The organism is Micromonospora sp. WMMD956, from assembly GCF_029626125.1.
GTDB classification, from domain to species: Bacteria; Actinomycetota; Actinomycetes; order Mycobacteriales; family Micromonosporaceae; genus Micromonospora; species Micromonospora carbonacea.
This window is the reverse complement of record NZ_JARUBI010000005.1, coordinates 2,278,421-2,300,000: the sequence shown is the minus strand read 5'-3', so window position 1 is coordinate 2,300,000 and position 21,580 is coordinate 2,278,421. Positions and strand designations below refer to the sequence as shown.

Annotated in this window: 16 protein-coding genes, 1 tRNA gene and 2 rRNA genes (1 of these 19 only partly in view); 11 read left to right on the top strand and 8 right to left on the bottom strand. The window is 72.4% G+C overall.

Features of this window, described 5'->3' with window-relative positions; all coding sequences use genetic code 11:
- From O7628_RS10640 to O7628_RS10630, 3 genes are all read left to right on the top strand, one after another.
- Positions 1 to 1,086: ribosomal RNA gene (locus O7628_RS10640) — 23S ribosomal RNA — on the top strand (it extends 2,024 nt beyond the left edge of the window).
- Between the two features lie 75 nt (positions 1,087 to 1,161).
- Positions 1,162 to 1,278 (top strand): 5S ribosomal RNA (gene rrf / locus O7628_RS10635).
- Between the two features lie 254 nt (positions 1,279 to 1,532).
- Positions 1,533 to 2,159 (top strand): NADPH-dependent F420 reductase, encoded by a 627-nt coding sequence (locus O7628_RS10630; RefSeq protein ID WP_278129981.1) that lies wholly within the window; start codon positions 1,533 to 1,535, stop codon positions 2,157 to 2,159.
- Positions 2,160 to 2,260: 101 nt separating this feature from the next.
- Here O7628_RS10630 and O7628_RS10625 read toward each other — a convergent pair whose 3' ends face one another.
- A complete protein-coding gene (locus O7628_RS10625) occupies positions 2,261 to 4,084 on the bottom strand; it encodes a VanW family protein (RefSeq protein WP_278129979.1) in 1,824 nt (607 codons plus the stop codon).
- Positions 4,085 to 4,692: 608 nt separating this feature from the next.
- On the opposite strand from O7628_RS10625, the gene O7628_RS10620 reads away from it, so the two are divergent.
- Together O7628_RS10620 and O7628_RS10615 are read left to right on the top strand one after the other, a co-directional pair.
- On the top strand, positions 4,693 to 5,235 hold the full coding sequence (locus tag O7628_RS10620; RefSeq protein ID WP_074472784.1) for a DUF6230 family protein: 543 nt from the start codon (positions 4,693 to 4,695) through the stop codon (positions 5,233 to 5,235).
- An 80-nt stretch (positions 5,236 to 5,315) separates the two neighbouring features.
- Entirely contained in the window at positions 5,316 to 6,995 is a 1,680-nt protein-coding gene (locus O7628_RS10615) for a DUF6114 domain-containing protein (protein ID WP_278129977.1), read from the top strand.
- Positions 6,996 to 7,058: 63 nt separating this feature from the next.
- Here O7628_RS10615 and O7628_RS10610 read toward each other — a convergent pair whose 3' ends face one another.
- Positions 7,059 to 8,729: a DUF885 domain-containing protein gene (locus tag O7628_RS10610; RefSeq protein ID WP_278129975.1), complete on the bottom strand. Its 1,671-nt coding sequence runs from the start codon at positions 8,727 to 8,729 to the stop codon at positions 7,059 to 7,061.
- 416 nt (positions 8,730 to 9,145) lie between these two features.
- Between O7628_RS10610 and O7628_RS10605 the strand changes: the two genes are divergently transcribed.
- Positions 9,146 to 10,117 carry a DMT family transporter gene (locus tag O7628_RS10605; protein ID WP_278129973.1) on the top strand — a complete coding sequence of 324 codons (972 nt, stop codon included), beginning with the start codon at positions 9,146 to 9,148 and terminating at the stop codon, positions 10,115 to 10,117.
- A gap of 31 nt (positions 10,118 to 10,148) precedes the next feature.
- Here O7628_RS10605 and O7628_RS10600 read toward each other — a convergent pair whose 3' ends face one another.
- The 3 genes from O7628_RS10600 to O7628_RS10590 all read right to left on the bottom strand — a co-directional run bounded on the left by O7628_RS10600 (position 10,149) and on the right by O7628_RS10590 (position 15,195).
- Entirely contained in the window at positions 10,149 to 11,213 is a 1,065-nt protein-coding gene (locus O7628_RS10600; protein ID WP_278129971.1) for a PHP domain-containing protein, read from the bottom strand.
- 79 nt (positions 11,214 to 11,292) lie between these two features.
- Positions 11,293 to 14,223, bottom strand: a complete 2,931-nt coding sequence (locus O7628_RS10595) for a glycosyl hydrolase (protein WP_278129970.1) — start codon at positions 14,221 to 14,223, stop codon at positions 11,293 to 11,295.
- Between the two features lie 195 nt (positions 14,224 to 14,418).
- Positions 14,419 to 15,195, bottom strand: a complete 777-nt coding sequence (locus O7628_RS10590; RefSeq protein WP_278129969.1) for a M23 family metallopeptidase — start codon at positions 15,193 to 15,195, stop codon at positions 14,419 to 14,421.
- Between the two features lie 92 nt (positions 15,196 to 15,287).
- Here O7628_RS10590 and O7628_RS10585 point away from each other — a divergent pair, with 92 nt between their 5' ends.
- The 4 genes from O7628_RS10585 to O7628_RS10570 all read left to right on the top strand — a co-directional run bounded on the left by O7628_RS10585 (position 15,288) and on the right by O7628_RS10570 (position 17,193).
- Positions 15,288 to 15,683, top strand: a complete 396-nt coding sequence (locus O7628_RS10585) for a hypothetical protein (protein WP_278129967.1) — start codon at positions 15,288 to 15,290, stop codon at positions 15,681 to 15,683.
- 112 nt (positions 15,684 to 15,795) lie between these two features.
- Complete coding sequence (locus O7628_RS10580) at positions 15,796 to 15,963, top strand: hypothetical protein (RefSeq protein WP_176734415.1); 168 nt, start codon at positions 15,796 to 15,798, stop codon at positions 15,961 to 15,963.
- Between the two features lie 137 nt (positions 15,964 to 16,100).
- Complete coding sequence (locus O7628_RS10575) at positions 16,101 to 16,631, top strand: tRNA adenosine deaminase-associated protein (RefSeq protein WP_074472187.1); 531 nt, start codon at positions 16,101 to 16,103, stop codon at positions 16,629 to 16,631.
- 43 nt (positions 16,632 to 16,674) lie between these two features.
- The gene (locus O7628_RS10570; RefSeq protein WP_278136283.1) at positions 16,675 to 17,193 is read left to right on the top strand and encodes a nucleoside deaminase; all 519 of its coding nucleotides are present in this window, start codon (positions 16,675 to 16,677) and stop codon (positions 17,191 to 17,193) included.
- A 134-nt stretch (positions 17,194 to 17,327) separates the two neighbouring features.
- Here O7628_RS10570 and deoD read toward each other — a convergent pair whose 3' ends face one another.
- Positions 17,328 to 18,035 carry a purine-nucleoside phosphorylase gene (gene deoD / locus O7628_RS10565; RefSeq protein WP_278129964.1) on the bottom strand — a complete coding sequence of 236 codons (708 nt, stop codon included), beginning with the start codon at positions 18,033 to 18,035 and terminating at the stop codon, positions 17,328 to 17,330.
- Between the two features lie 75 nt (positions 18,036 to 18,110).
- Here deoD and O7628_RS10560 point away from each other — a divergent pair.
- A tRNA-Ser gene (locus O7628_RS10560) sits at positions 18,111 to 18,197 on the top strand.
- A gap of 74 nt (positions 18,198 to 18,271) precedes the next feature.
- Here the strand turns inward: O7628_RS10560 and O7628_RS10555 are convergent.
- On the bottom strand, positions 18,272 to 19,312 hold the full coding sequence (locus O7628_RS10555; RefSeq protein ID WP_278129962.1) for a hypothetical protein: 1,041 nt from the start codon (positions 19,310 to 19,312) through the stop codon (positions 18,272 to 18,274).
- 112 nt (positions 19,313 to 19,424) lie between these two features.
- Positions 19,425 to 21,503: an NACHT domain-containing protein gene (locus O7628_RS10550; RefSeq protein ID WP_278129960.1), complete on the bottom strand. Its 2,079-nt coding sequence runs from the start codon at positions 21,501 to 21,503 to the stop codon at positions 19,425 to 19,427.
- Positions 21,504 to 21,580 lie beyond the last annotated feature (77 nt).

The window sequence follows — 21,580 nt, the reverse complement described above, 5'->3', positions numbered from 1 at the left end:
GGACTGACGCCTGCCCGGTGCTGGAACGTTAAGGGGACCTGTTAGCTCTTTCGGGGGCGAAGCGGAGAACTTAAGCGCCAGTAAACGGCGGTGGTAACTATAACCATCCTAAGGTAGCGAAATTCCTTGTCGGGTAAGTTCCGACCTGCACGAATGGCGTAACGACTTCCCCACTGTCTCAACCACAGGCCCGGCGAAATTGCATTACGAGTAAAGATGCTCGTTACGCGCGGCAGGACGGAAAGACCCCGGGACCTTTACTATAGCTTGACATTGGTATCTGAGTTAGCTTGTGTAGGATAGGTGGGAGCCGGTGAAGCTCATACGCCAGTATGGGTGGAGGCAATCTTGAAATACCACTCTGGTTGATTCGGGTATCTAACTTCGGGCCGTTATCCGGTTCAGGGACAGTGTCTGGTGGGTAGTTTAACTGGGGCGGTTGCCTCCTAAAGGGTAACGGAGGCGCCCAAAGGTTCCCTCAGCCTGGTTGGCAATCAGGTGTTGAGTGCAAGTGCACAAGGGGGCTTGACTGTGAGACTGACAGGTCGAGCAGGGACGAAAGTCGGGACTAGTGATCCGGCACTTGCGTGTGGAAGCGGTGTCGCTCAACGGATAAAAGGTACCCCGGGGATAACAGGCTGATCTTCCCCAAGAGTCCATATCGACGGGATGGTTTGGCACCTCGATGTCGGCTCGTCGCATCCTGGGGCTGTAGCAGGTCCCAAGGGTTGGGCTGTTCGCCCATTAAAGCGGTACGCGAGCTGGGTTTAGAACGTCGTGAGACAGTTCGGTCCCTATCCGCCGTGCGCGTAGGATACTTGAGAAGGGCTGTCCCTAGTACGAGAGGACCGGGACGGACGAACCTCTGGTGTGCCAGTTGTCCCGCCAGGGGCACGGCTGGTTGGCTACGTTCGGAAGGGATAACCGCTGAAAGCATCTAAGCGGGAAGCCTGCTTCAAGATGAGGTATCCCACCCACTTTTGGTGGGGTAAGGCCCCCAGCTAGACGACTGGGTTGATAGGCCGGAGATGTAAGCTCGGTAACGGGTTGAGTTGACCGGTACTAATAGGCCGAGGACTTGACTACAAAGCTGCTACGCGTCCACTGTGCAACTCTGAACAAACAGACGGCCCGAGGGGTTGTTTGATATGTTCATAGAGTTACGGCGGTCATGGCGGAGGGGAAACGCCCGGTTACATTCCGAACCCGGAAGCTAAGCCCTCCAGCGCCGATGGTACTGCACTCGGGAGGGTGTGGGAGAGTAGGACACCGCCGGACATTCTTTCGTTTCAGGGCCACCCCGACCGGGGTGGCCCTGAAACGCATTCCGGCCACTTCCCCGGAACACTCCCACCCACGCCGTTCGTCTCGGTAGCGTCGATCGGGGACCCGCCGCCGGTGGCGTTCCCCGCGACCGTGGCCGGAAAACCGTACGTGGCGTTCGCCTCCAGCGCTATTGGGACGCGCCGACCGGGGTACCTGCCCACAGTCCGACCGGATCTGACCGCCGGGAGGCGGAGGCAGGAGTGGTCATGAAGATCGGAATCATCGGGTCGGGGCACATCGGTGGCACCCTCACCCGTCGGCTGAGCGCCCTGGGCCACGACGTGACGGTCACCAACTCGCGTGGGCCGGCGTCCCTGGGCGACCTCGCGCGGGAGACCGGGGCGACCGCGGGAACCCTTGAGCAGGCCACCGAGCGGGCCGAGATCGTCGTGGTGGCCATCCCGCTGCGGGCGGTGCCGGACCTTCCCGCCGGGCTCTTCGAGGGCCGGATCGTGGTGGACGCCGACAACTACTACCCCCAACGCGACGGCGAGATCGCCGAGCTGCTGGACCGCAGCCTCAGTTCGAGCCGGTGGACGGCGGAGCACCTGAAGGGTGCCCGGGTGGTGAAGGCGTTCAACAACATCCAGGCCCAGCACCTCATGGACAACGGGCGGCCGGCCGGTGCCGCGGACCGGATCGGGCTTCCGGTCGCCGGCGACGACGCCGACGCCAAGCGGGTCGTGATGGAGCTGGTCGACGCCCTGGGCTTCGACCCGGTCGACGCCGGCACCCTCGACGAGAGCTGGCGGCAGCAGCCGGACACGCCCGTGTACGGCACCGACCGCGACGCCGACGGCGTACGGCAGGGGCTGGCCGACGCGCGGCCCTGAGCGCCCGCTGCGGGCGCGGGGCGCGTGTTTCGCGTACCCAATGGGATGCCCCGCCGACGATATGTCGGCGGGGCATCGGTGTGTCCGGGGCCCGGCGGGCCTCAGTCGGCGGGGCCGCCGCAGACGTAGCGGGGCTCGGCCAGGTACCGCCAGGTGAACTTCTCCCGCTTGACCACCTTGCCGTCCTTCTTGATGACCCGGAAGGCGTCCTGGGTGAAGCCGTCGATGCCGTTGCTGGGGATGCACGACGGGCCGGCCTTGAGGTGGATGGTCTTCGGCTTGGTGACGTCCCGGCGGGGGCCGTACTCCGTCTTGACGCTGTCGTAGATCTTCGTGCTCCAGATCGACACGGTCACCGAGCTGGCGGTGGTGGAGGTGTCGATGAGGACGCCGTACTTCGTGTTGTTGCGGAACTTGAAGTCGAGGTTCGGCCAGAAGATCGTCGACTCGATGACCGGCGGGTAGCGGCTGAACCAGTAGGAGTGCGGCTTGTGCTCGACGTCCTCCAGCCCCGCGTAGTAGGTGGCGTTGAACAGGGTGGTGGTGAACTGGGAGGTGCCCCCGCCCACCCCGGGGACGAGCTTGCCGTCGAGGATCACCGGGGCGTCCCGGTAGCCCTGGGCGTAGCCGCGCTCGCCGGTGTGGCCGTTGAGGGAGAACGTCTCGCCGGGCAGCACGACCGTCCCGTCGACGTCCTTGGCGATCTGAACGATGTTCTGGCTGCGGGGCGAGGAGAGGCCGCCGGTGAAGTGGGTCGTGAACCGGGAGACCCGTTCGACGATGCCCAGCCCGGCCAGCTTCTCGGTGGTCAGCTCCGGCTGGGTCTCCGTGAGCCGGCCGGTGACCTTCCGGTCGTCGGTGCGGGGCAGGACGGCGAGCAGGTCGCGGCTGAGCGCGGCGCTGTCGAGCTGCTGGCCGGGCTTCCCCTCGACCGGCTTCGGCTTGCCTCCGGTGACCGTCATCCGGGCGTCGCGGGGCTCGGTCTCGATGGCGTCGAGCTTGTCGCCGAGGGCGGCCCGCAGCCGCTTCACGTCGACGCGGGGGGTCAGCTTCCCGGCGTCGTCGGCGGTGAAGCGCAGGCTCCGGGCGATGGCGGCGGGCGGGATGGTGACGGAGCCCTTGTCGGTGTCGAGGGTGACGGGGGCGGCGACGGCAGGGCGGGCCAGCTCGGCGACGAGCCTGTCGACCTCCTCGGCGCTGGTCGCCGGGGTGTTCTCGACCAGCGGCACGGTCACCGGCTGGCCGGAGAGCCAGCCGGCGCGGACGGCCTGGGCCGAGCGCTGCGGGTCGAGGGCGAGGCCGGACTTGGGGCGTACCGGCTTGGGTGTGGTGCCGGTGAAGATGATGGCCGGCACGGTCCACTCGCGGGTCTGGTCGCCGGCCGCCTTGCGCAGGGCCGCGTCGAGCCGGGCGGGGTCGACGGTCACCACCGGGTCGACGGCGCGGGAGCCGACGAGGCGGCTCACGGGGTGCGCCTGGGCCTTGGCCGCCGCGTCCACCGTCGCTTCGACGTCGACGGCGAGGCCCACGTCGGCGGGGGCGAACTCCAGGGTCTTCTCGCCGACCGTCACCCGCAGGGGGGTGTGCGGCGTGCCCGCCCGCTCCAGCTCCGCGCGTAGCTCGCGGATCGCGTCGGTGCGGCTGCGGCCGCCCAGCTCGGTGCCGAGCACGGTCGTGCCGCGCGGGACGTCGCCGGCGTAGGCGTAGGCACCCACCCCGCCGACGGTGGCCAGGACGGCGGTGCCGACGCCGGCGGCGAGCAGGACCCGCAGCCGGCGGCTGCGGCGGGTCGGCCCGGCACCGGGTGTGGCGGCTGTGGCTGCCGGTGCGACGGGGGCCGGCTCGTCGACCGGCCAGCTCACCGCGGTCACCTTGACGGTCGGCCGGTCGTCGGCGGGCGGTCGTGTTTCGCCGTACAGAGTCACAGCAACCTCGATCGGTACGTACCACGTGGGAGCGTCTCCCACCCGGGAGACACCTACGGTAACCAACGGCGGGGCCGTCCGGCAGTCTGCGTCCCAGGCCGTGTCCGGGCAGCGTGTCGGCGTGCGGCGCACCGGGTGTCCGGCGGGCTGAACCGGGCCGGTCAGGCGGGATTTCCACACCGGTATCGCCCCGGCGGTGATCGATGGATCACTCTCAGCGGTCTGGCAGGTTCCCGTTACCAAAAAGTTACCGGCGGGTATCACGGCTACGTCGCGTGAGTCTCGCCGCGCCGCCTGTCGCACTCGGCCCGGTTTGTCCGGTGGGGCGTCGAGGCGGGCGTTGACCGAAGGTGACCATAACCGATCTTGGCGACGCGGGCGAGTTACCCGCCGGTAGCAAGGGTCTTGTGACCTGGGTCGCTTCGCGGCAGCATCCAATCCGCACGCTGCGCGCGCCGTCCGGCCAGCGGATCGCAGCAGCCACCGCAGCTTCCCCCACCCCCGAGCCGTGATCCCGCGCTCGGTGACCCCCGTTCGAGGAGGACCTCGTGAAGGATTCGGAAGACCGTCTGGAGCAGGGCGGCACCCGTTGGCGGCGGTTCGCCGCGATGATGGTGCCCGCGACCGCCGTCGCCGGCGCCATCGTCTTCGGCATGGCCAACGGCGCGATCGCGGCGTCGTTCGCCGTCTCCGGCCAGACCTTCAAGGTCGGCGCCTCGAAGCTGGAGGGCACCGGCTTCAAGCAGTACGGCGGGTTCGTCAAGGAGAAGGACGGCACCACGCACCCGGTGGCGGTGTCCGAGATCGCGGACGCCAAGCTCTACGACCTGTGCCAGTCGGTGAAGATCCCCGACCTGCCGATCGTGCTCACCATCAACGCCGGTGGCGGCGGCAACCCGGCCACCGCCAAGGGCCTGCTGATCGACATGGACTCCCTGGGCGGCGACGCCGAGTTCAAGAACATCAAGATCGGCCGGGACGCCACCGACCTCAACGAGGGGGCCACCGCGAAGTCCTTCGGGCAGAGCGCCGACAGCGTGACGATCACCGACCTGGAGCAGGTGGCCCGTTCCACCAGCGCCGCGATCTTCACCCTCAACGGGCTGAAGCTCAAGGTCAACGTGGGTGCCGCCGCCAAGGAGTGCTTCTGAGCTAGCCACCGGGCCCGTGGAGGTGCCCTCCACGGGCCCGGCCCCCTCCCGTCACCAGTGAGCACCGCCAGGAGGAGTACGTGACGACCGCCAACCCGCAGCACGCCCAGCCGGGCCGGGTCAGCCAGGCGTGGCGCAGCTTCCGCCGCTGGCGTCGGGCCCGCCCCTTCTGGGGCGGCCTGTTCACCGCGCTGGCCGGGCTGGAGATCTTCTCCACCACCCAGATGAGCCTCAGCGGCCTGAGCTTCCAGATGGGGCCGACCGGCTTCCTGTCCTGGCTGATCCCGGTGATCCTGGTGGCCTGCGGGATGCTGATGTGGTTCAGCCCGCAGCAGCGGATGTTCTACGCGATCGTCGGCGCGGTGACCGCCGTGTTCTCGCTCATCGGCGTCAACCTCGGCGGCTTCTTCGTCGGCCTGCTGCTCGGCATGGTCGGCAGCGCGCTCGGCTTCGCCTGGGTGCCCGCCCGCCGCCCGGCCGCCGCGCCGGCCGAGCCCGACCCGGCCGTAACCGCGACCGAGGGCCCGGCCGTAACCGCGGTCGAAGGGCCGGCCGCAACCGCAACCGCAACCGCGACCGAGGGGCCGACCGACGCCGACCGCGCCGACGAGGCGGCGCTGGTCGACGAGCTGATGCCCCGCGCGCAGCACCCCGACGACGTCACCGGGCCGCTCACCGACACCCTGCCGCCGCCCCGCAACCCGCTGCGCGAGGCGCCGCCCCCGCCGTCCGCCGACCGGGGCGACGACAGCACCCAGGTGCTGCCGGTGGTCGGGGCGGACGGCCTCCCGCTGCGCCACCCGGCCGAGGACGGCTCGGGCCGGCGCGACGCGGCACGGGACCCGAGGCTGCTGGCGATCACCCTGGTGCTGCTCAGCGTCTCGGCCGCCGGGGCGCTGGCGCTGCGCGACCAGGCCCCGGTGCAGGCCGCCCCCGCCGCCCCGTGCCCCACCCCGTCCGCCACCCGGACGGCCGAGCCCGGGCCGTCGGCGTCGCGCCCGGCCAGCAGGAGCCCCAGCCCCGGTGCCAGCCCCAGCCCCAGCGCGGAGCAGACCTCCGGGGGCAACGTGCTCACCGACATCATCGACGGCATCGGCGACCTGTTCACCGGTGGCGGTGACGACGCCGAGCCGGCCGCGAGCCCGGAGCCGACGGGCACCGCGCCCACCACCGGCACGCCGACGTCCACCGCCCGGCCGACCGCTTCGGCGAAGCCGACCCCGGACGCGTCGGCGAGCCCCGACAAGCCCGGCGACGGGTGCGCCACCCCCGAACCCACCGAGCCCGCCGAGGTCGAGCCCGGCGAGCCGCTGCCCAGGATCGCCCCCGAGCCCGGCCAGCCCCGGGTGGCGGGGAAGCCGTCGAAGCTGACCGGCTCGAAGGTCACCATGACCGGGCTGCGCTTCGAGGGGATCGTCGACCTGCCGACCGGCGACGGCACGCTCAGGGCGCTGAAGTTCAGCATGGCGAAGAGCGTCACCGACGACTTCCAGCTCCTGGCGGACGGCCCCGGCGGCCGGAGCCAGCGGTACGTCACGGACCGGCTGACCGTCCAGGGCGACGTGGCCTTCTACGCCACCCGGTTCGTCGGGCGGCTGCTCGGCATCAAGATCACGCTCACGCCCGACCTGCCGTTCCCCGACGGCATCCCGATCACCTCGCCGATCCCGATCACCTTCACCGACCCGGTGATCGACCTCGCGTACGTCCAGTGCGACGTCCTCACCGGAAAGCCGGCGCTGCGGCTCGACCTCGCCTGAGCCGGCCCCCCGACGCGACGGCCGGGGCCACACCCCCGGGCCCCGGCCGTCGTCCCCGGCGACTCAGAGGCGGGCGAGCGCCCGGCGCAGCGGGTCGAGGCCCAGCGCCCCGAGGTCCAACGCCTGCCGGTGGAACTCCCGCAGGTCGAAGTCGGCGCCCTTGCGGGCCTTCGCGTCCTCCCGGGCCTGGAGCCAGATCCGCTCCCCGACCTTGTACGACGGGGCCTGCCCCGGCCAGCCCAGGTAGCGGTTCAGCTCGAAGCGCAGGTTCTCGTCCGGCACCCGGCAGTGCGCCCGCATGAACTCCCAGCCCAGCTCCGGGGTCCACCGCTCGCCGGGGTGGAAGTCGAACGGGTTGTCCTTCGGGATCTCCAGCTCCAGGTGCATGCCGATGTCGACGATCACCCGCGCGGCGCGGAACGCCTGCCCGTCGAGCATGCCGAGCTTGTCGCCCGGGTCCTCCAGGTAGCCCAGCTCGTCCATCAGCCGCTCGGAGTAGAGCGCCCAGCCCTCGCCGTGGCCGGAGACCCAGCACAGCAGCCGCTGCCAGCGGTTGAGCAGGTCGGCCCGGACGGCGGTCTGCGCGACCTGGAGATGGTGGCCCGGGACGCCCTCGTGGTAGACGGTGGTCACCTCGCGCCAGGTGGAGAAGTCGGTGACGCCCTGCGGCACCGCCCACCACATCCGCCCCGGCCGGGAAAAGTCCTCGCTCGGGCCCGTGTAGTAGATCGCGCCGTCGCTGGTCGGGGCGAGGCAGCACTCGATGCGGCGCACCTGCTCCGGGATGTCGAAGTGGGTGCCGTGCAGGTCGCTGATCGCCTTGTCGGCCAGCGCCTGCATCCAGTCCCGGAACGCCTCCTTGCCCGCGATGGTGCGCGCCGGGTCGGCGTCCAGCGCGGCCACCGCCTCGTCGATCGTCGCGCCCGGCCCGACGATCCGCGCGGCCACCGTCCGCATGTCGGCCTCCAGCCGGGCCAGCTCCGCGAACCCCCAGGCGTACGTCTCGTCGAGATCGACGCGTGCGCCGAGGAAGTACTGCGAGGCGAGCGCGTACCGCTCCCGGCCGACGGCCTGCTTGGCGCGCCCCTGCGGGGCCAGCTCGTCGCGGAGGAACTGGCCGAACCCGGCGGTGGCGGCGGTGGCCGCCGCCGCGCCCCGGCGCAGCTCCGCCCCGAGCGTGCCGTCGACGCCGAGCCGCTCCACGAGGCCGTGGAAGAAGTTGTCGCCGCCCGGGTCCGTCCAGACGTCGCACTGCTTGGCGACCTCGACGAGCTGTGCCTGCGAGCTGACCCGGCCCGCGCGGGCGGCCTCGCGCAGCGTCGTCTTGTAGCTCTCCAGGGTGCCCGCGAACCGGTTGAGCCGGGCCGCGATGTGGGCCTGCGCCTGCTCGCCCTCGGTGGGCATCAGGTCGAAGACCATGCGGATGTCGTGCAGCCCGCTGGCGATGACGTTGACCTCGCTGGTCGTCTCACCCGCCTCGTAGCGGGCGAGGTCCAGGCCGAGCCGCTCCTGCATGGCCTCCTTGGCCGTCCGCTCCGACTCGGACTCGGGCTCGGTGACGTCGAGGTCGGCGAGGGTGCGCCGGGTCAGCTCCGCGCGCCCGGCGTAGCCCTCCGGCGACAGGTCGTCGAGCTGGTCGTCGTGTCCGGCGATGCCGACGTAGGTCGCGCCGACGGGGCTCAGCTGCGCCCAGTCGGCGACGTACCGGTCGGCGAGGTCATCGATTCGTCCCACGGGGTGACACTACGCGACCTGGCCGGGCGGTTGTCGAGCGTGATTGCCGCGTTCAGGGCAGCAGCTCGGCCGGGTCGAAGTCGATCGGGAACGGCGCGTCGGCCCGCAGCCGCTCGCCGCTGACCGCCCGCGCGACGGTGTCGTAGACGCCAGACGTGCCGAGGGCGAACAGTTCGACCGCCGCGTGCCGCAGGCTCGCACATCGGGCAGCTGCGGCAGCGGGAGGTACTGCTCCGCGAGCTGGGTGGTCCAGATCCCGTCGAGATCGACGAGTGGGTCGAAACGCGTCGGCATCGCCATCGGGGGCACCTCCTCGGCTGGTCAACGCACCACCACTGTAGGTCGTTGCTGTGGTGGTGGACACGGTGGCCGGAAACCGCGCGACACCGTCGTGCCCCTGCGGCAGAGTGTCAGGGGTGACACCCGATGCCACCCCTGACAGATCGGCGCTGCGCAGCTGGCTGCCCGGCTTCCTCGCGCTCGCCGCGATCTGGGGTTCCAGCTTCCTGTTCATCAAGGTCGGCGTCCGCGAGCTGCACCCGCTGCACCTCACCCTCTACCGGGTCGCCGCCGGCGCGCTGACCCTGCTCGTCGCGCTGCCGCTGCTGCGCGACCGGCTGCCCCGCGAGCCCCGGATCTGGGCCCACCAGTTCGTGGTCGCCGCGCTGGGCGTGGCCGTGCCGTTCACCCTGTTCGGCTACGGCGAGCAGCGGGTCGAGTCGATGCTGGCCGGGATCTGGAACGCCACCACGCCGCTGATCGTGCTGCCGATGGCGGTGCTGGTGTTCCGCACCGAGCGGCTGACCACCCGCAAGGCCGTCGGGCTGGGGCTCGGCTTCGCCGGGGTGCTCGTGGTGCTCGGCGTGTGGGCGGGCGTCGGCGGCGCCCACTTCACCGGTCAGCTCATGTGCTTCGGCGCGGCGGCCTGCTACGGCTTCGCCATCCCGTACCAGAAGCGGTTCGTCGCGGGCAGCGCCCACTCCGGCCTCTCGCTCTCGGCGACCCAGCTCGTGCTGGGCACCGCGCAGCTCGCCGTGGTCGGCCCGCTGGTGGCGGGCGCGCCGCCGCTGCCCACCGACCTGTCGGCGGGCGCGCTGGCCAGCGTGCTCGCGCTGGGCGCGCTCGGCACCGGCCTGGCCTTCGTGATCAACCTGCGCAACATCCGGGTGGCGGGGGCGAGCACCGCCTCCACGGTGACCTACCTCGTGCCGATCTTCGCCGTGCTGATCGGGGCGCTGGCGCTCGACGAGCGGCTCACCTGGCACCAGCCGGTGGGTGCGCTGATCGTGCTGGCCGGGGTCGCGGTGACCCAGGGCGTGCTCGGCCGGCGCGGGCGGGCCCGCGCCGTCGACGTCGCCCCACCGGCCACCCCGGTCGCCGCCCGCTGAGCCCGGCACCCACTGGTCTGGCGCGAGCCGGTCAGCCCCGGGCCCACGCCACGAGGCGCTCCGCCGGCCAGGTGTTGACCACCCGGTCGGCGGGGACGCCGCACAGGGCCGCCCGCTCGCAGCCGAACCGCTGCCAGTCGAGCTGGCCGGGGGCGTGCGCGTCGGTGTCGATCGCGAACCGGCAGCCCGCCTCCAGCGCCCGCCGGATCAGCCGCTTCGGCGGGTCCTGCCGCTCCGGCCGGGAGTTGATCTCGACGGCCACGTCGTGCTCGGCGCACGCGGCGAAGACGGCGTCCGCGTCGAAGTCGCTCTCGGCCCGGGTACGCGGCCGGTGCGCCCGGTCGCCGGGCCCGCGCACCCCGGCCGGGCGCGACGACACCATCCGGCCGGTGCAGTGGCCCAGGATGTCCAGGTGCGGGTTGGCGATCGCCGTCAGCATCCGCCGGGTCATCCGGCTCCGCTCGTCGTTGAGCCCGCTGTGCACCGAGCCGACGACCACGTCGAGGCGGGACAGCAGCTCCTCCTCCTGGTCCAGCGAGCCGTCCGCGAGGATGTCCACCTCGATGCCGGTGAGGATGCGGAACCCCTCGGGCAGCGCCTCGTTCACCGCCGCCACGTGGTCGAGCTGGCGGCGCAGCCGGTCCGCCGTGAGCCCCCGGGCCACCTTCAGCCGGGGCGAGTGGTCGGTCAGCACGACGTACTCGTGGCCCAGCTCGACCGCCGCGAGCGCCATCTCCTCGATGGGCGAGCCGCCGTCGGACCAGTCGGAGTGGGTGTGGCAGTCGCCGCGCAGCGCCTCGCGCAGCGCCGTGGCCGCCGCGTCCAGGTCGGTGCCCTCGGTGGCGACGAGCCGGCGCAGATAGACCGGCTCCTCGCCGGCCAGCGACTCGGCGACGCAGCGGGCGGTGACGTCGCCGACGCCGGCCAGCTCGGTGAGCCTGCCGGAGCGGGCCCGCTCGGCCAGCTCCGCCGCCGGCAACGCGGCCAGGGCCGCCGCCGCCGACCGGAACGCCCGCACCCGGTAGGTCGCCTCGTTGGCCCGCTCCAGCAGGAACGCGATCCGGCGCAGGTCGGCGACGGGGTCCCGGTCGGTCATGCCCTGCAACCTACGCGCCCGCGCCGCCGGTCGGGGTGCGACCGGCGGCGCGGGGGTGCGGGTCGTGCGGTCGGTCGGATCAGGAGTACGGCAGCTTCACGACCGACTGGTTGCCGAGGCCGAGCGTGCTCGGGCTGCCCCCGATGGCCGACCAGACCTCCACCTTCACGGTGCCGTTGGCCAGGTTGCCGAGCGTGCCGCTGCTGGAGTGCAGCCCGGCGGCCTGGGTGTAGTGCTCGTACCCGGGGACCGGGTCGGTGGCGAAGTAGCGGTAGGTCTCCACCCGTTCCCAGCTCCCGTTGCCGGTGAGGTCGTAGGAGAGCCGCACCTGCACCCCGTTGCCGACGGCGGTGCCGGCGTCGAGGAACAGGTCGAACGCGGTCTGCCCGCCGGCGTACGCGAGGTTGAGGCCGGTCGCGGTGAACACCTGGGCGTTGGTCGGGGTGCCGTCGTGGTTGCCGTTCGCCGCCGCCACCGTCGTGGCGCCCGCGCCGCCGGCCGCGCCGAGCCCGCCCCCGGCGAGCAGGTAGCGCGTCGGCGAGCCGGCCGGCGGCGGGGCGGTCGGCGACGGGCTGGGGCTGCTCGTCGGCGTCGGGGTCGGCGTCGGGCTGGCGGTCGGCGTGGGGCTCGGGGTGCCCGTCGGTGGCACGCCCCCGGCGGCGTTGCCGCCGCTCCACGTGTACGCCCCGGTGGTGGCCGTCTTCCCCGCTCCCACGGTGAGCGTGACGCCGTCGGAGAACCGCACCGTGATCGGCGCGGCGGTGATGTTCGACGCCACGTACGTCCGCGCCCCGTTGCGGGTGAAGACGGCGCTCAGCGGGTGGTTCGCGGTGACCGTGGTGTCGACCGTGCCGAGCGCGGCGAGGTTGCGGATCCAGTGGAAGGTGTGCGCGCGGCTCTCTCCTTCCTCGGGCGTGTAGCCGGGGTTGGCCCGCAGGCTCGACAGCGCCGTGCTGCCGTCGCCCAGCGCCTGGAACTGCCAGAGGATGTCCTGCCACACCGTCGGCGGCCCGTTGTTGTTGCGCACCAGCTCGGCGTAGTTGGTGCGGACGTACGCGGGGTCGTAGCCGAGGTAGAGGTGGCCGCCGGTGACGGGCAGCAGGTTGATGCCCTGGATCATCTCCGGGTCGGCGCTGAACCAGGTCGCGTACGCGCCGCCGTCGCCCCAGACCATGCCGACCGTCGAGTGCCCGAACCCGGCCGGGAAGTTCTCGTCGGCGTGGTCGAACCAGTACTCCTGGATCGCCGCCGCCTGCGTCGTGTAGAGGAAGATGCCGGCGTCGCGGACGGCCGTGTCGCCGGTGGCCTGACCCCACTGGATCAGGGCGTTGGCGAAGTTCATCCCCTCCGACGAGGACTCCTGGTTGTTGCCCGCCCCGAACGAGCCGTGCCCGGAGGCCCAGTCGTGGCCGGCGTAGATGTCGAAGTCCCGCAGGTAGGGGAACCGGGTGTCGCTGCGGTCGTAGTTGTCGGCGTCGCGGATGAGCAGGTCCACCATGCCGCCGTAGCGGGCGTCGGTGGCCCACTGCGGGTCGAACTTGGCCAGGGTGGCCGCCGCGGCGATGAAGTAGCCGTAGTGGAAGTGGTGGTCGTTGAGCTCCTGGTCGGACCCGTACGAGGCCGGGTAGCCGATCAGGGTGCCCCAGTTCTGGTCATAGTAGAAGACCTTCGCGGTCTTGCCGGGCGAGGCCGTGAACCAGTCGGTGAGGGTGCTCCGGATGGCGTTCAGCGCGCTGTCGCGGGTGGTGGTGTCGTCGACGAGGTCGGCCACCTCGGCGATCCGGGCGGCCCGGCCGAGGCCCTTGCCCGTCCAGTACGTGTCGCCGCCGCGCTGGTCCATCGGGTTGCCCCGGACGGCGGCGAGCTGGTCGCGCAGGGTGGCCAGGTCGGCGCCGGAGCCGTCGCCCACGGCCGGCAGCTCGGGCAGCACCCCGTGGTAGGTCATCGCGGTGCGGAACTGGTTGACGCCGGTGAGGACCTTCATCCGGCCGCGCGCCGACGGGTACGTCTGGGTGAGCGGCGTCGACCCGGTGAGCGCCTTCCACTGGTGCGGGTAGAGGCTCACCACGGTCTGCGTGGCGGTGCCCTCCCGGGGCGTGGTGGTGAACGCGTACGTGGTGGTCAGGCGGCTGGCCGCCTGGTCGTACGCGTACGAGACGCGGGTGCCGGTGACGTGGGCGTGCGCGTACCGGCCGTAGGTGGCGGCGAGGCTGGTGCGTTCGGCGGCGGTGCTGCCGGCGGTGGTGGGCAGCAGGGCGACGGAGAAGTAGCCCTTGCCCGCGAGGGTGGACGAGATCCGGCCCCCGCTGACCGTCCAGCTCGCGCCGCTGGGCGCGTACGCGACGTAGTCGTGGCCGGCGACGGTGAAGCCGATGGTGGCGCCGCTGTTGGACCACACGGTCGGGGTGCTGTTGGCGTTGACGACGGCGTCGCCGCCGGTGGCCTGGAAGTAGGCGAACGGCAGGCCGTGGCCGATGGTGGCGCGCAGGGTGCGCGCACCGTCGCTCCAGTACGGGGTGACGGTCCAGTCGGTCCAGCCGGCGACCTTCACATTGGGCGCGGTGAGCCCGGCGACACCGACGCGGATGTCCTGCGTGTAGGGGTAGTGGAACTCGCCGACCCCGGTGGCCGTCCCGCTGATCGCGGGGGTCGAGTTGGCCGAGAAGCCCAGGCCGTCGGTGAACGTGTCGTAGGACAGCGGGTGGGCGTGCAGCGGCTCGCTGTAGGCGCAGTCGGTGCGCTTGAACAGCAGCGACGACCACCAGTCGTTGGTGGGCACGGCCCCGGCGGGGGCGTCGGCGGTGACGTACTGCCGGGGGTTGGTGGAGAGCTGCCCGCAGCCGGCGGGCAGCGGGCCGACGGGCGTGGTGATGTAGCTGCCCGCCCCGACGGACGCGGCCTGGGCGGGGGCCGTGTCGACGGCCACGGCGAGGCCGCCGGTGGCGAGGGCGAGGACGGTGGACGAGACGAGGGCCCAGAGGCGGCGGCGGTGTGGTGTGGGAGGTGTCACGGGTGCCTCCATCGCGCGGGTGCGCCGGACCGGCCGGCGTCGGCGCTGGGTCGGTATTGGGAGGGTTCGTTACCTGTGAGAGCGCTCTCTCTTGCCGGGACGTTAACCGGTGTGTGAGACGTCCGTCAATGTGTGCGACCGGTTGAGCCGGGATGTCGCGATTGGACCGCCCTGGTCCCGCTCCCAGCGCGCCGCTCAGTCGGTGCCGGCCGGCGCCTTCGGGCAGCCGTGCTTGCGACGCCACGCGGCGACCTCGGCGGCCGGCTCCCGGTTGCCGCCGCGCCGCCACGAGTCGAGATAGCGGGCCGGCCAGACCACCCCGCGCCGGATCCACCAGTCGCCCCGGCCCGCACACTGCGGGGAGAGCCCGAAGTGCAGGTGGCAGACGTTGTTCGCGTTGCCCGTGCGGCCCACCCGGCCGAGCTGCTTGCCCGCCCGCACCCGCGTGCCGGCGTCGATCCCGTCGGCGATCGCGCTCAGGTGCGAGCCGTAGTAGCGCACCCCGTCGTCGCCCAGCAGCGACACCGACAGGCCGCCGTTGTAGGGCCCCAGCGGCCCCCGCTTGTCGAACCGGTCCACCCGGCTCACTTCCAGGATCGTCCCGTCGGTCACCGCCACCACCGGCTCGCCGCAGTCGGCGAAGATGTCCGTCCCCGGATAGGCGGAGTGGGTCGGGTGGTAGGCGACGTTGCCCGCGCGCACCGGGAAGACGTGCCGCAGGCCGGTGCGGGTCGGGCTGGGCGACCCCGACGGCCGCGCCGTCGCCGACGGGGTGACCGCCGCCCCCGACGGGTCGGCCGGCGTCCCGGCCGGCTGCCCGCCGGTGACCATCCCGGTCGGCGCCACCCAGCCGGCCCCGGGCGTGCGGTTCGGCGGCGGCGCGCCGCAACCGGCGGCCAGCACCGGCGCGAGCAGCAGCAGCACCGGGTACGCCGCGCGCGGGCGACGCCGACGCGGGAAGCGCGAGGACATCCGCCCATCCTGACAGAACCGATACGGTGGGGAGGGTGCGGTCCGGGGTGTCCACCCCGTGCCCTGCGGCAACCGGCGGACGGAGTGCGGTGATGACCTGGCAGCCGGCCCACCCGGACTGGGCCGACCCGGAGCAGGCGGCCCACCCCGGCTCGCGTACCCCGTCGGGGCTCTTCCCCTCCGGGCCGCCGTCGCGGCCGACCTGGCGCGAACCGCACCCGGTGACCGGGGCGGCCGTCGCCTCCGGCGCCGCCGTCACCGCCGCGTGGCTCGTGCTGTTCGCCCTCCTCGGCCGCGACGTCCCCAGCTACGCCTGGTGGACGGTCGTCGCCGGTGGGCTGGCCTGGGCGGCGGCCCTGGCGCTGGCCCGCCACGGCGACCGGGGCGTCGCCACCGGCGTCGCGATCGTCACCGCCGGCGGCTGGAGCGTCGCCGCCGCCGTGGTGGCCGTGACCTGGGCGACGACGGGCGACTGGCCGCTGTGGTGACGGGTCCCCCGCGGCGGCGCCGGCCGGGGCGCGCTGCCACCGTCGGTCGCCGACCGGCTGCGCACCGAATCCCGTCTTGACGTACCCGCTCCGACGGCGCACTCTCGGCGGTATGGCCTGGACCACCCCGCGGCTCGACCCCGAGCGGAGCCGCCGCCGCCTCCAGATCCTCGCCGAGCTGGCGGGGGCCAGAGCGGGACGCGAACGGGAACGGCCCCAACGCGCGCGCACCGAACGGCTGCGGCAGCTCATCGCCACCCGACGCCGGGTCGCGGGCTGACGGGTCCGGCCGCCCGCCGCACTTTCCACAGGAATGACCGGCCCTTCGGGGCGTTGACCGGTCGCCTGCCGACCCGACCGGTTAACGTGCACGCGTAACGAGTCGGCGTGCTGTGCCGAGGCAAACTTGGGGGAACCATGTCGTACTTCGCTGCCGCCGTGGTGCGCGACGGAGGCGGCTGGACCGCCGCAGAGGTGAACCTGCGCGGAGCCACCGACGTCGACGAGGTCGCCGACCGGCTGCGGGACGTCGAGCCCGACGCCGACCTGTCGCTGCTCTTCGTCGAGGCCGACGACGCCTACCTGGTCGTTCTGCGCCTCGACGAGGGCGAGGACCTTCGGGTGTTCGGCTCCGACTCCGCGTATGCCGAGGAGTCCCGGCTCGGCGCGCTGCTGGTCGGCGACCTCAAGGGGTCGGTCACCGGCTTCGACGACACCGAGGAGCCGCGCGCCAGCGCCGGCAGCGGCGACGACGACAGCGAGCAGCCGGCCGTCGACCCCGAGGCGGACCCGGTCGGCGACGCGGACCTCCTCGCCGACCTCGGCATCTCCGCGCAGCGGCTGCTGCGCCTCTGCGCCCACGAGGGCATGCTGCCGGCCGACGTGACCGCCGAGGTGTGCCAGGTCCTCGGCTGCGCCGACGAGGTCGAGGAGCTGCGTGGCGTCTGAGCCGCCCGCCCCCCGTGGTCGCCGGCAGCGGCACGAGCTGTGGATGCGGCGCGCCCTCCAGGTCGCGGTCACCGGCCCCGACCCGGCCCGCGCCGACGCGCCGGCCGCCGGTGTGGCTCCCGTCGGTGCGTCGGTCGACGCGGCTCGCCCTGGTGACGCGGCTCGCCCTGGTGACGCGGCCGACGACGTGCCGGTCGGTGCCGTCGTCTACGGCCCGGACGGCACCGAGCTGGCCGTCGGGCGCAACGAGCGGGAGCTGGCCGGGGACCCGACCGCGCACGCGGAGGTGCTGGCGCTGCGCCGGGCCGCCGCACGCCTGGGCCGGTGGCGGCTGGACGACTGCACCCTCGTGGTGACGCTGGAACCCTGCACGATGTGCGCCGGGGCCATCGTGCTCGCCCGCGTCGCGACAGTCGTCTTCGGTGCCTGGGAGCCCAAGACCGGGGCCGCCGGCTCGCTCTGGGACGTGCTGCGCGACCGGCGGCTCAACCACCGCCCCGAGGTCTACGGCGGGGTGCTGGAGGCGGAGAACTCCGCCGTCCTGCGCGCCTTCTTCCGCTGACCGTCTGCTGGCACCCGACCCGGGCGAGATCGTGCTCGATCCGGGATGTAGTGGCCTCGGCGACGCTCCGATGCCACTCGATCCCTGATCGAGCACGATCTTCCGGCGGCACGCCGGGGCCGGGGCGGGACCGCTCAGGCGATCGCCGTGTCCAGGCCGATCTCGACCATCTGGGAGAACGTCTGCTCGCGCTCCTCCGACGTGGTCTTCTCGCCGGTCTTGATGTGGTCGCTGACGGTGAGGAGGGTCAGCGCCCGGGCGCGGAACCGCGCGGCGATCGTGTAGAGCGCCGCCGACTCCATCTCCACCGCCAGGACGCCGTAGTCGGCGAGGCTGTCGTAGAGGTCCGGCCGGTCGGTGTAGAAGGCGTCCGCCGCCAGGACCGGGCCCACCCGCATGGTGATGCCGCGCCGCTCGGCCACCTCGACCGACGTACGCAGCAGTCCGAAGTCGGCGACCGGGGCGTAGTCGATCAGCCCGGCGAAGCGCATCCGGTTCATGTTGGAGTCGGTGGACGAGCCGATGGCGGCCACCACGTCCCGCAGCTTCAGTTCCTCGGTCAGCGCCCCGCAGGAGCCGACCCGGATCAGGGTCTTCACGCCGTAGTCGTTGATCAGCTCATGGGCGTAGATCGAGGCGGACGGCATGCCCATGCCCGAGCCCTGGACGGACACCTCCACCCCGTTCCAGCGGCCGGTGAAGCCCAGCATGCCCCGGACCGTCGAGTAGCACCTGGCGTCCTCGAGGTAGGTCTCCGCGATCCACTTGGCCCGCAGCGGGTCGCCCGGCATCAGGACCCGCTCGGCGATCTCTCCCGGCTTCGCGCCGATGTGCGTACTCATGGCAAAGATCCTGCCAGGCCGACCGGGGGGATACCGGTTCGGCATCCGGTCCCGGGATCCTGTACCCTCGTCGGCGGTGGCGTGTCCGAGTGGCCTAAGGAGCACGCCTCGAAAGCGTGTGAGGGTTTACGCCCTCCGCGGGTTCAAATCCCGCCGCCACCGCTCGTGACATGCGAGAACGCCCGGTCGATCCGCGAGGATCGCACCGGGCGTTTCCGCTTTCTGCCGGGCCCTGATCAGCCCTTGATCGAGTTGGGCACCACGGGGACCGTCACCGACGTGCCGGTGTTCGCGGCGACGTCCGGCACCAGGATCGTGGTGATCTCGATCTCGGGGCGCTGGGTGCGCTTGGCGATGCTGTCCGTCTCGCGCTGCACGGGGCAGAACGGCAGCTCCGGCCAGAACTTGGCGAAGACCTCCCACGCGGCGGTCTCCTGCCGACGCAGCTTCTCGACCTCGATGCCGACGTACTCGCCCTCGCCGATGTCCGGCAGGGCCGCCTCGTCGAACGCCTTCGCCAGCAGGACGACCGTGTCGTCGTACCGGTTGGGGTTGACGGACCGGCCGAGGCCCCAGGACTCACGCGTCCGGTGCAGCCGCTCCCGGTCCTCGTTGCTGATCTTCGCATCCTGCTTCTCGCCGACGAGCAGACCGCCCTCGTCCTTCCCCGTCCACCAGCTCGCGTAGTAGGTGCCCTGGTAGCCCTGGCACAGGTAGCGGTTGCCGTTCGGGTGGATCTCCAGCAGGAAGGTGTGCACGGACGGGAAGGAACAGTCGAGAAGCAGGATCTGCCCCTGCGGCGGCACCTCCCGGAGAAGCTCCAGCAACCGTTTCCCGGCACCCGAGCCGACCTTCTCCCGCTTCCCCGCCCCGATGCCGTCGACGAAGGTGGGGTGCTTCTTCTTCAGCTCGGTCAGGATGTTCTCCGCCGTCTTACCGCAGTTTGCCCAGTTGACGCTGCCCATCGCCATGTTGAACAGGCCCTCGTTGCGGGACTGCACGACGGTCGTGTTCCGCTCGCCCAGGAAACCGCCGGTCTTCACCCGCATCTGGGCCGCCCGCACGGCCTGCGGCCAGGAGGGGAACGACTCCTTGCCCGCGGGGCCGGACCAGGCGATGAGCTGCGCCAGGATGGCCTGTCGTTCGTGCTCCGCCAACTCCTCACCGGTCGTCTGCTCGTATTTGCCGAACGCCTGCTCGATCTGCTCGGCGTAGGGGTCGAGCGCGCCCGTGACGCTCAGGTCCGGAACCGGATTCTTGGCGATGGTCAGCAACATCTGCTCCTCGGCGTGGTCGTCGACGTCGGAACGACGCCGACACCGGAACGATGCCGCAGCGGGAGATGCGCTGCTGTCCGAGATCCGCGGCTCGACTATCCGTAACCCGATCTCACGGGCGCGGGAGCGCCTGGGCGTCGGACGTGGTCAGCCGGTCGGCGAAGAACTCCAGCAACTCCCGGTGGACGAAGATGTAGCCGTCGCCGACGTCCCGCAGGAACAGGCACTGCACGGCGTAGTCGAGGAACGGCCGCAGCGGCCGCGGCACGACGCCGTCGCGGGCGAGCCGCCGCCGGACCAGCCACTGCTCGGTGAGCGGCCCGAGCGCAACGGCCACCAGCAGGTACGACGCGGCGAACGCGCCGACGACCACCCCGTACCGGAGGCCGTCGGCACCGGTGCGGGCCAGGCCGACGAGCAGCCCGCTGAGGGCGCCAGTGACGACGCCCAGCAGCGGCGCGCCGGTCGCGGCGAAGCGGAGCCGCTGCCGCAGGGCGGGGCTCGGGATCTCGCGGCGCGGCGCGCCGCCGGGCGGGCCGACCAGGTAGAGGTCGAACAGCATGGCACGGGTGAAGGCCAGGGCGAGCAGGGTGGCCAGCAGCATCCCGAACCAGTGCGCGAAGTCGGCGAGCAGACCCGGCCAGCCGCGCAGCCCGTCGGTGAGGCCGAAGGCCAGCCCGACCAGGAGGGCCGCGGCGACGGCCGCCCACCCGACGCCGACGTTGCCGGCCACGTCGCGTAGTTCGTCGGCGGTGTCGGTAACCCAGTTGACCCGGAGGGGCCGCCGGTCCTCCGGCCGCCGTTCCCGGGAGGCGATCAGTTCGAGGTCGTCGTACTCGTCGCGGACGAGGGCGAGCAGGGTCAGCGTCGCGGCTGCCAGCCCCACCACGAGGCCGGGCCAACCGATCAGGGCGGCCCCGAGCAGGGTGACCACCCCGCCCACGGCGACGCCGGCCAACGCCCGGCTGAGCAGGTCGGCGCTGCGCCCGGCCCAGAACGGCGACCAGGTCGCGGCGACCAGGTCCAGCACGAAGATGCTCTGCTGCCGCTTCCGCAACTGGTGGCCGAGCACCGTCAGATACTGGACGGCCTGATCCGGCCGGTACGCCGGGTGCGGGCGGTGCCGCAGCATCGTCTCGACGTACCGGGCGAAGAGGCGGGTGCGGCGACCGCCGGGGCCGTCGGTCGGGCCGGGACCGTCGGCGTAGGCCAGGCCCATGATGGCGAGCAGCAGGGGCGACCCGGTGAACTCCCACAGGCCCTCGTCGGCGGCGAGGGCGGCCCGGAGGCCGGCGAGGGCGGGCCCGGAGCGGTCCAGGTACCGCTCGATCTGCGGCCGGGTCAGCGGCTGGATCGTCACCGTGCCGTAGACGGGCAGGCTGGTGCGGAGCTCCCGGTACTCCGACTCGCGGCAGCAGACCGCGATCGGGGTGAGCGGCTGCCGGGCGTGGAACACGGCGATCGCCGCCGCGCACTCGTCGCGGCGGGCCGCGACGACCTCGTCGAGGCCGTCGAGCAGGGGCAGCACCGTGCCGACCTCGATCCAGGCGGTCGCCTGCCGGGGCGGGATGCCGTAGCGCTCGGTCAGCTCGGCGGCGAGCCACTGCTCCAGCGGCAGGCGTCGGGTGGCCCACGACGACAGGTTCAGCACCACCGGGATCGGGACGTCCGGGTCCCGCTCTGCCGCGTCGACCAGCTCCCGGGCGAGTTCGAGCAGGGTGGTCGTCTTGCCGGAGCCGGGCGCGCCGAGGATCACCACGGCGCGGTCGAGCCGCTCGAAGAGGCCGGCAACGGACGCGCCCCCGTCGAGCACGCCGGTGAAGCCGCCACGGTGGGTGGCCCGCAGCGTCCACGGGTACCGCCGGTCGTCGGCCGACGCGGTGACGCCGAGCTGGATCCGGGCCTCCTGGTGCAGGGAACGGTCCAGCACGCTGCTGATCCAGTACCGGCGTACCCGGTCGAGCAGGACCCGGCGGGCGTGCGCGGCGGCCACGCCGGTGGCCGGCGTGGGCTCGCGGGACCGCCGGATCTCGACCACCATCAGCGCCACGACGACCACGGCGAGCGCCGGCCAGGCGAGCCACAGGTGCGGCGTCCACCCGTCGGGCAGCGCCCCGGTGGCGACGTTCGTGACGACGCCCAGCAGGGTCACGCAGACCACCGAGAGGACGACCGTGGTTACCCGACGCATGCGTCGTCTCTACCGTCCGGCCCGCGTCCGCACAACCCATGATCGGATACGCGTCGGCCAGGCCGTCAGGAGCAGCC